The 8721-nt window shown below is 45.5% G+C and carries 9 protein-coding genes and 1 pseudogene; all 10 read left to right on the top strand.

Features of this window, described 5'->3' with window-relative positions:
• Positions 1-62 precede the first annotated feature (62 nt).
• The 10 genes and pseudogenes from prfA (at position 63) to CVN76_RS06500 (ending at position 8181) form a co-directional block, all read left to right on the top strand.
• Complete coding sequence (gene prfA / locus CVN76_RS06540; RefSeq protein WP_157805576.1) at positions 63-1133, top strand: peptide chain release factor 1; 1071 nt, start codon at positions 63-65, stop codon at positions 1131-1133.
• Complete coding sequence (prmC, locus tag CVN76_RS06535) at positions 1126-1995, top strand: peptide chain release factor N(5)-glutamine methyltransferase (RefSeq protein WP_269800028.1); 870 nt, start codon at positions 1126-1128, stop codon at positions 1993-1995. Before prfA ends, prmC begins: the two co-directional genes overlap by 8 nt.
• A 133-nt stretch (positions 1996-2128) precedes the next feature.
• A complete protein-coding gene (spoIIR, locus tag CVN76_RS06530; protein WP_100530631.1) occupies positions 2129-3013 on the top strand; it encodes a stage II sporulation protein R in 885 nt (294 codons plus the stop codon).
• Between the two features lie 280 nt (positions 3014-3293).
• A complete protein-coding gene (locus tag CVN76_RS06525; RefSeq protein WP_100530630.1) occupies positions 3294-4346 on the top strand; it encodes an L-threonylcarbamoyladenylate synthase in 1053 nt (350 codons plus the stop codon).
• 78 nt (positions 4347-4424) lie between these two features.
• Positions 4425-4991, top strand: a complete 567-nt coding sequence (locus CVN76_RS06520) for a manganese efflux pump MntP (protein ID WP_100530629.1) — start codon at positions 4425-4427, stop codon at positions 4989-4991.
• Between the two features lie 185 nt (positions 4992-5176).
• On the top strand, positions 5177-5620 hold the full coding sequence (locus tag CVN76_RS06515) for a low molecular weight protein arginine phosphatase (RefSeq protein ID WP_100530628.1): 444 nt from the start codon (positions 5177-5179) through the stop codon (positions 5618-5620).
• Between the two features lie 22 nt (positions 5621-5642).
• Positions 5643-5993 (top strand): annotated as a pseudogene (locus CVN76_RS32335) (HAMP domain-containing protein); the annotation flags it as partial.
• Positions 5985-6932 (top strand): methyl-accepting chemotaxis protein, encoded by a 948-nt coding sequence (locus CVN76_RS06510; RefSeq protein ID WP_442857557.1) that lies wholly within the window; start codon positions 5985-5987, stop codon positions 6930-6932. The pseudogene CVN76_RS32335 and the gene CVN76_RS06510, both read left to right, overlap by 9 nt.
• Before the next feature lie 127 nt (positions 6933-7059).
• Positions 7060-7506 carry a ribose 5-phosphate isomerase B gene (rpiB, locus tag CVN76_RS06505; protein ID WP_057911903.1) on the top strand — a complete coding sequence of 149 codons (447 nt, stop codon included), beginning with the start codon at positions 7060-7062 and terminating at the stop codon, positions 7504-7506.
• Between the two features lie 81 nt (positions 7507-7587).
• Entirely contained in the window at positions 7588-8181 is a 594-nt protein-coding gene (locus CVN76_RS06500) for a TIGR01440 family protein (RefSeq protein WP_100530586.1), read from the top strand.
• Positions 8182-8721 lie beyond the last annotated feature (540 nt).

Here is an 8721-nt window from a genome sequence, read left to right as displayed (position 1 = left end):
GAAAAAAGATGGATTACTTCCGATTCATATCGTTGAATCGGGAAATTTATGAGGTGAATGATTTGTTTGATCGATTGCAAGCAGTAGAAGATAGATATGAAAGATTGAATGAACTTTTAAGTGACCCGGAAATCATCAATGACTCCAAGAAATTAAGGGAATACTCCAAGGAGCAATCCGGCATTCAAGAAACCGCGTCGGCTTATAAGGAGTATAAAACGGTTCGTGAGCAACTCCAGGAAGCCAAGGCGATGCTTGATGACAAACTTGATGCGGATATGCGTGATATGGTAAAAGAGGAAATCAACGAACTTGAGGAGACGATAAAAGGTCTTGAAGATAAGTTGAAAATATTGCTCATTCCAAAGGATCCGAACGATGATAAAAACGTAATCATGGAAATTCGCGGCGCTGCTGGCGGAGATGAAGCGGCTTTGTTTGCCGGCAGCCTATACCGCATGTATAGCCGTTTTGCCGAGGTGCAGGGCTGGCGTACAGAGGTCATCGAGGCAAGTCCTACCGGGCTTGGGGGCTACAAGGAAATTATCTTCATGATTAATGGAAATGGCGCTTATTCTAAATTGAAATTCGAAAATGGGGCCCATCGCGTTCAGCGTGTGCCTGAAACCGAGTCTGGCGGACGGATTCACACCTCTACGGCCACGGTCGCCGTTTTACCGGAAGCGGAGGAAGTGGAAGTCGAAATCCACGATAAGGATGTTCGGGTCGATACGTTCGCATCAAGCGGTCCTGGAGGGCAAAGTGTCAATACGACAATGTCTGCCGTGCGATTGACCCATATCCCGACCAATACGGTTGTATCTTGTCAAGATGAGAAATCACAGATCAAGAACAAAGAAAAAGCCATGAAAGTATTGCGGGCGAGGGTATACGATAAAATCCATCGTGAAGTGCAGGCGGAATATGATCAAAATAGGAAGCTTGCAGTCGGGACGGGCGATCGTTCCGAACGGATTCGTACGTATAACTTTCCGCAAAACCGCGTTACGGATCACCGTATCGGTTTGACGATCCAAAAGCTCGATCAGATCATGGAAGGCAAGCTTGATGAGGTCGTGGATGCTTTGATCATGGAAGACCAATCTTCCAGGCTGGAAAATGCAGATGAGTGATTCTGCGCTGAAAGTGTTCGAAGCCCTTAAATGGGCTTCTTCTTTTTTAAAGGAGAATGATCGTGATGCCAATGCCGGTGAAATCCTATTACAGCATTTCTTGAAACAAACCCGCTCCATGCTGCTGGCGAACCTGCATGATGAGCTAAGCGAAGCTGATTTTGGGCGTTTTAAGGAGGCTGTGGAACTCCATGTTGAGGGAACGCCGATCCAATATATAATCGGCAGTGAAGAGTTTTATGGACGGACCTTCTGTGTGAATGAAGAAGTGCTGATACCGAGGCCTGAAACGGAGGAATTGATTTATCATGCACTCCGTAAGATGCCGTCCATTTTTAATAAGCGCGAGAAGCTCCGTTTAGCGGATATCGGTACCGGCAGCGGTGCAATTGCGATTACGATGAAGCTTGAAGAAACAAGCTTGCTCGTATCGGCAACGGATATAGCGGAACCTTCCCTTGAAGTGGCGAGGGGAAATGCTAGAGCCCTTGGTGCCGAGGTGCAGTTCATGCAAGGTGATTTGCTTTTGCCGTTTATTGAGCAAAACCAAAAAGTGGACATCCTTTTATCGAACCCTCCATATATCCCGATTGATGATCAAAAGTCCATGTCAGTAGTGGTAACGGGTCATGAGCCGCATCGTGCCTTATTTGCCGGCAGCGATGGTCTGGACTTTTACCGCCGCTTTATGGAACAGTTGCCGCTGGTCATGAATGTACCGGGACTGGTTGGCTTCGAGGTGGGCGCTGGGCAGGGGCAGGCGGTTGCTGACATGCTGCTGCGGACGTTTCCTGACGCTCTGGTATCGGTTGAGAATGACATTAATGAAAAAGATCGAATGGTCTTCGCTGCATTAACATGATCCGGCCCTCCTTAGGGGCGGATTTTTTTGTTTGGCTTGCATACGGAATCTACCTGCTTACCATTTTTTTTATTTTACTAGTTTAAGATAGATGGAAAATGGTGAGACTGATTCATGTGAGGGGGCGAAGGCGATGCAAACTAAACATTTAGCCATTATTTATCTAGTAATCTTAACGATAGGAACGATCGTAAGTATATATATGCCGAAAGCGGAAGTGGTCGGCGCCGAAGAAACCAAGGTGATCCCGGATGAGGCAATCCGCCTGAGGATACTAGCAAATAGCGATGAAGAAAAGGATCAAGCAGTCAAAAGGTTGATTAGGGATGAGGTTAATAAGGATATCACGAAGTGGGTCCAGGAGCTTACTTCCTTGGATGAGGCGAGGGATGTAATCACCTCTCATCTGCCTGATATTCAAGCCAAGGCGGAGGCGGTCGTAAGGGAGAATGGTTTGGAACAGTCAGTGAAAGTCGATTTTGGCCAAGCGGAATTTCCGACAAAACTTTATGGGCAATACTTATATCCGGCTGGGGAATATGAAGCAGTGATCATCACGCTCGGTGAAGGTGAAGGAGCGAATTGGTGGTGTGTCTTGTTCCCGCCTTTATGCTTTCTTGATTTTTCAAATGGGACGGCAGTGAGCCAAAGTCCGATAACGGAGGAAGAAGAGGAAGCGCAGACAGCCTCGAGGGGCAAGGTGTATGCTGCAACGAAGGAAGAACAGAACTCTGCTCCAGATGAACAAGCAAAAGCAGAAGTCACCGAGGAACAGGGAAAAGCGCCTGAGGCGCGGAACAAGGAAGAAGTCACAGTGGAATCGGCAAGACCGGCAGCGCAGGTGGATACGGTGAAGGAAGAGGCTGTGGAATCAGAGGGAAATGCGAAGGCGGCGCCAGAGGAGGAAAAAAAGCTAGCAAAATCGACTGAACAGAGCCAACAATTGTATGAAGGGGAAAAGGAGCCCGAGGTGGAAGTGAAGTCATTATTCGCGGAAATTTTCAATGATCTATTTTAAAAAGAGGGCAATGACCCTCTTTTTTAGTTATTGAACAACATATCCACAGAGTTATTAACAAAATATCGAAAAAGTCTGTCATTAATCATTAATATCCACAAACTTATCCACCGTTTCGATATGCTTATCCACAATTTGTGGATAACGCTTGAATTCTGTGTATACTTCTTTTATACTTTCAAAGTACTTTTAAGTAAAATCTATGCGATTTAATGAAAATATCGCTCATATAAAAGCGATTGGATAAAAAAAGAAATGGTAAAAGGCGATGGTGTTTAAAATGAAAACGAAAGTTTGGTCAGTGGATAAAAATGTGGATAATTTACAAAGTTATCCCCAAATTACAGAATCGGCTGAATTGTTAAAGGCCGGCCAAGTGGTTGCTTTTCCTACAGAGACCGTTTATGGACTAGGAGCGAATGCCAAAAGTGACGAAGCGGTGAAAAAAGTGTTTGAAGCGAAGGGCCGTCCAAGTGATAATCCTTTGATCGTCCATATAGCCTCTGAGGGGCAACTGGAGGATATTGTTGAAGACATTCCCGAACAGGCTCGCAGGCTTATGGCTGAATTTTGGCCAGGACCTTTGACATTGATCTTGAAACATAAACCGGGCAAGCTATCAAACCTTGTGACAGCCGGATTGAACACGGTTGGCGTCAGGATGCCCGATCATCAGGTTGCCCTCGGCATCATTCGCACGAGTGATCTGCCTATTGCTGCTCCCAGTGCCAATACTTCAGGCAAACCAAGCCCTACTTCGGCTAAACATGTCGAGGATGACTTATTCGGGCGGATTGCAGGTATAGTCGATGGAGGCACGACAGGTGTAGGGGTGGAATCCACGGTCCTTGATTGCACGGTGGAGGTCCCGATTATTTTAAGGCCCGGCGGGGTGACTCTGGAACAACTGAAGGCCGTCATCGGCGATGTGCAGCAGGATGTAGCTTTGAAGAATCAGGATACGGCCCCAATGGCTCCAGGCATGAAATATACTCACTATGCACCGAAAGCCCCTCTATATTTAGTCAAAGGTCATCCAGCTTTCCTGCAAAGGCTCGTCGATGAAAAAAGAAAGGAAGGGCTCAGGGTTGGCATCATAACGGCTCTTGAGCACGAAGCTGATTATAGGGCGGAGCATGTGGTTGTCCCTGGTTCATTGGCGGAATTGGACACAGTTGCCACAGGGCTATATGATGCTTTGCGTCAGTTTGATGAGTTGGATGTGGATATCATTTTTAGTGAAAGTTTTCCTGAATCAGGTATTGGTGCTGCAGTCATGAATCGCCTTGAGAAGGCGGCAGGTCACCAAGTCATTGACGAATGGCATGTATAAATAAGCGCTGATTTTTATCCTTCTATTTCTTTTCGGACATGCATAACATGTAGTAGGCACGTCCGAGGGAGGTTTGGGATGAATACATTTGCTGGAGAAATCATCACCTTAATGCTTATGGCATTCGCGTTGGGAATGGATGCCTTTTCAGTCGGTCTCGGCATGGGAATGTTTAAGCTGAGATTGAGGCAAATATTTTCCATAGGGCTGGTTGTAGGCATTTTTCATATTTGGATGCCTTTACTTGGTATGGGGGCAGGGCGTTTCATTTCCGATAAGTTTGGAACCTTTGCCACATATGCAGGTGGTCTTTTGCTGATCATACTTGGAATACAAATGTTCATTCCGGGTAAAAAGGATGAATCCGGTTCAAGGGAAAATAAGATGCTGGCGCCTGTTGGGAAAGGCCTGTTGATTTTCGCCTTAGGTGTAAGTTTGGATAGCTTTTCGGTCGGCTTGACCCTGGGGATTTACGGTGCAAAAACGGTTGTGACCATTCTTTGTTTTGGGATTGCTGCCACCCTTTTGACGTGGGCAGGTCTTTTACTGGGAAGAAAAATGCAGGGGTTGCTCGGTGTTTATAGTGAGATTCTTGGCGGCAGCATCCTATGTGCATTTGGTTTGAAATTATTGTTCTCACTATAAATAAATCCAACATCATATTCGTCCTTCCTCAACTGTTCCGTTTCTGGGGCGGTTTTTATTTTTGTTTCTGGTTGAGGGCGGAAATGCTCAATCATGGGCAAAGGGATTTTATATAGGCAGTGTCGTTTTTTTTGACTATAAAAATTCTGCGAAGGCTTATAATGGATAAAAAGGGAGGCATAAAAATGATCCGAATATTATTTGTATGTACAGGCAACACATGCAGGAGCCCAATGGCAGAAGCGATTTTGAAGAATAAGAACATTCCGGGTGTGGAAGTGAGGTCAGCTGGCGTTTACGCCTCGGCTGGGCATAGTGCTTCGATGCACGCTAGTCATATTCTCGTTGAAAATGACATTGTCCATAATCATCGATCGAAGCCTCTAACCAAAGAGGAAATGGAATGGGCGACTCATATTTTCACCATGACCCAAGGGCATAAAGCCGTCATCATCAGTGGGCACCCCAATATGATCGATAAGACTTTTACTTTAAAAGAGTTCGTTCTTGACGATAAATATGATAGAGACATAATCGACCCATTTGGCGGTTCGGAAGGCATTTATCGGGAAACGTTCAAGGAGCTGCAAGATTTAATTGAAAAATTGGTCATGAGGCTGCAAGAGTAAGAAGTCTACAGGGGGAAACAGCATGGTGGGAAATTCGGGTTATAAGTTTGGTTTGAGAAAAAAATTAGTTATCTTCATCACGGTCCTCGCTCTGATCACCTATTCGATCTCAGCGTTTTTCATCTTCATGGTCCAGCCCATGTTTTTTGCCAAAATGAACTCACTTAGTTTTGGTGCAGGGACACTTTTATTGGGAATATTGTGGTCAGGGATTCTTGCGTTTTTTGCAGCGGGTGTCATTACCAAGCCGTTGAAAAATTTGGAAAGGGCCGTGCTGAGTGCCGCCGATGGCAGTATTAATGAAGCGGTTGTACTGCCGAAGACGGATGATGAAATCCGTTCATTGGGCATCGCCTTCAACCATATGCTCTCTAACCTGCGGGAGATGGTTCGGAATATTGAAGCGAATTTCCATGAGACGAATGAAAAGGTTATCCATATTTCTCAAGAATCATCAAAAGCATCGGAACAGGCAGAAAACATGGCAATGACGATCGGGGAAATTTCCAAAGGGGCGGAAACCTCAGCCGCTTCCATCATGAATACGGCCGAATCGATTGACGAGGTCAGCATTTTAGCCCAGGAGGTTCAAACAAAAGCGCAGGAGTCCGTCGGTCTATCAGGTGAAATGGCTGCAGAACTCATCAAGAGTAAAACCGTAGTCAATTCCTTGGTCGATGGCATCAAGCAGCTTGCATATGGAAACCAACAGTCTTTGGAATCTGTCGAGCGCTTGGAGGAGCATGCAAAAAAAGTGGAACAAATCATCGGGCTTGTCGGAAATATCGCGGCACAGACGAACCTGCTTGCACTGAATGCCTCCATCGAAGCAGCCCGGGCGGGGGAGCATGGAAAAGGTTTTGCTGTTGTTGCTGAAGAAGTCCGGCTGTTAGCGGATCAAAGTGCTAAAGCTGTGCAGGGCATTTCGAACTTGGTTCAAAACATTCAGGTTGAAGTCAGGGCTGTCGTCAAACAGATAAGTGATCAGGTCAAAACGGCAAATGAAGAGGCTCAAAAGGGGACGGAAACGGATATAGCTATAGAAGGCATGACAAAAACGGTACATAATGTTGTCGCTGCGGTAAAAGATATTACAGAGCTTATTGATCGTCAAATGGAAAGTGTAGAGGAAACATCCAGGCAGTCCCAGGAAGTGGCTGCCATTGCTCAGGAGACATCTGCTGGAGCGATGGAGGTTATGGCTGTGACAAACGAGCAGGTAAACATGATGGAAAACGTCGAAAAATCGGCGTTGGAACTCAAAAGCCAAGCGGAAAATCTGAAAAGCACCATTACACGCTTTCACACTTGAAAATTCCCTGCAGGAGACCGGAGCGGTTTCCTGCTTCTTTTTGGACAAGGACGGCGGCCGCCATCCTTTATCTTTTCATAATTTTGTGACACAATGAAATCAAATAAAAAGCAAGAGGAGGATTTTGATGAAAGTTGCGATTGCCTCGGATCATGGTGGAATTCATATCCGTGAAGAAATCAAGAATTTAATGAATGAGTTACAGATCCCGTTTGAGGATTTTGGCTGTGAATGCAGTACGTCAGTCGATTATCCGGATTATGCCTTGCCTGTTGCTGAAAAAGTGGCAAAGGGTGAGTTCGATCGGGGCATCTTGATCTGTGGTACAGGAATTGGGATGAGCATTGCAGCGAATAAAGTCAAAGGGATACGCTGTGCTTTGGTGCATGATGTCTATAGCGCTAAATTGACCCGTCAGCATAATGATACCAATATGCTGGCGATGGGAGAGCGTGTCATCGGACCTGGACTTGCCAGGGAAATCGCTCAAACATGGCTGACCTCGGAATTTGAAGGAGGCCGCCATCAAAATAGGATCGGAAAAATAGCCGACTATGAAGGAAAACATAGCTGAAGCGTAAATCCTTGAAAAGGATATGCATTGATTTGACTTTTCTTCGGATAGCAAGTTTTCTTATTGAAAGGATGCGTTTTCATGTCAAGTGGAGCTAAAATTTCAAATGAACTTGAGAGATGGGAAAACCAGTTTCGGGAACTTTTGCATGAGTTTCAAGAAGAGGCGGCCTTGAAAGAGAAACAACTGTTGGTCATTGGCTGCAGTACAAGTGAAGTGATGGGAAAACGGATCGGCACGGAAGGAACGCTCGATGTTGCCGGGATGATTTTTTCCGTTGTGAGCGATTTTCAAGAAAAAACCGGTGTCCAAGTGGCCTATCAATGTTGCGAGCATCTTAATCGGGCCTTGGTCTTGCAAAGGGAAACGGCTGTGCGAAGAGGGTATGAAGAAGTGTCCGTCATACCGGTCAGGACGGCAGGCGGATCAATGGCTACATACGCCTATCAACAATGGAAAGATGCCGTAGTCGTGGAGCATATTAAAGCGGAAGCGGGCATAGATATTGGGGATACCTTCATTGGCATGCATTTAAAGCATGTGGCCGTTCCGCTTCGATCTGCCATCAAGGAAATAGGGCACGCACATGTGACCATGGCAAAAACCCGCCCCAAACTTATCGGCGGGGAGCGGGCCGTCTATCAGGACATTTCCGTCAACAAGAGTTGTCATTGAGTAGACGGTTGGCACGCACGCCTGGTCTCGTATGAGGCATGTTCAGTGTATAAGCAGGGTTTCGGAGGTCTCATTCCGGAACCCTTTTTGACGATTTGGATGGCCTGCACAAGAAATGAAGTCATCCTCTGATAGTCCTGATCCGAGCGGAAAGTGACGTTTAAAGGATAATATCTGCAATGCTTCTTGAAACGGACAGCGCCTGACTGTAGACAAGTTCCATCAAGCCATGCCATTTTTAAATCGTCATAAATGGAAGGGAACTGTATTTCAGGGGGGGTGGAAGTCATTTTAGCTTGTGAACCTAGGTTAAATGAAGTATTATACAAAAATAATAAGTTAAATACGAACATTTACAAATGTAAAAACATTTAACGTTCGATAAAATTACACTATCACTTCTAAAATAGACATGTTAAAATGGAGTAGAATTTTCTAATAATTATGGGACAGGCTTTTTCATGTCTTTATGAAGACATGTTGCACATAAATACTAAAAAGCGAATCACGCACATTTTGAGGAGGAATTACGGAATGAAT

Source organism: Bacillus sp. mrc49 (genome assembly GCF_002803435.1).
The sequence above is the reverse complement of the archived record's forward strand: the minus strand, read 5'-3'. Positions and strand labels throughout refer to the sequence as shown.

Coding starts and splice junctions, on each gene's coding strand:
- prmC (WP_269800028.1), top strand. CDS start 1,126: ATGAGTGATTCTGCGCTGAAAGTGTTCGAAGCCCTTAAATGGGCTTCT.
- spoIIR (WP_100530631.1), top strand. CDS start 2,129: ATGCAAACTAAACATTTAGCCATTATTTATCTAGTAATCTTAACGATA.
- CVN76_RS06525 (WP_100530630.1), top strand. CDS start 3,294: ATGAAAACGAAAGTTTGGTCAGTGGATAAAAATGTGGATAATTTACAA.
- CVN76_RS06520 (WP_100530629.1), top strand. CDS start 4,425: ATGAATACATTTGCTGGAGAAATCATCACCTTAATGCTTATGGCATTC.
- CVN76_RS06515 (WP_100530628.1), top strand. CDS start 5,177: ATGATCCGAATATTATTTGTATGTACAGGCAACACATGCAGGAGCCCA.
- CVN76_RS06510 (WP_442857557.1), top strand. CDS start 5,985: ATGCTCTCTAACCTGCGGGAGATGGTTCGGAATATTGAAGCGAATTTC.
- rpiB (WP_057911903.1), top strand. CDS start 7,060: ATGAAAGTTGCGATTGCCTCGGATCATGGTGGAATTCATATCCGTGAA.
- CVN76_RS06500 (WP_100530586.1), top strand. CDS start 7,588: ATGTCAAGTGGAGCTAAAATTTCAAATGAACTTGAGAGATGGGAAAAC.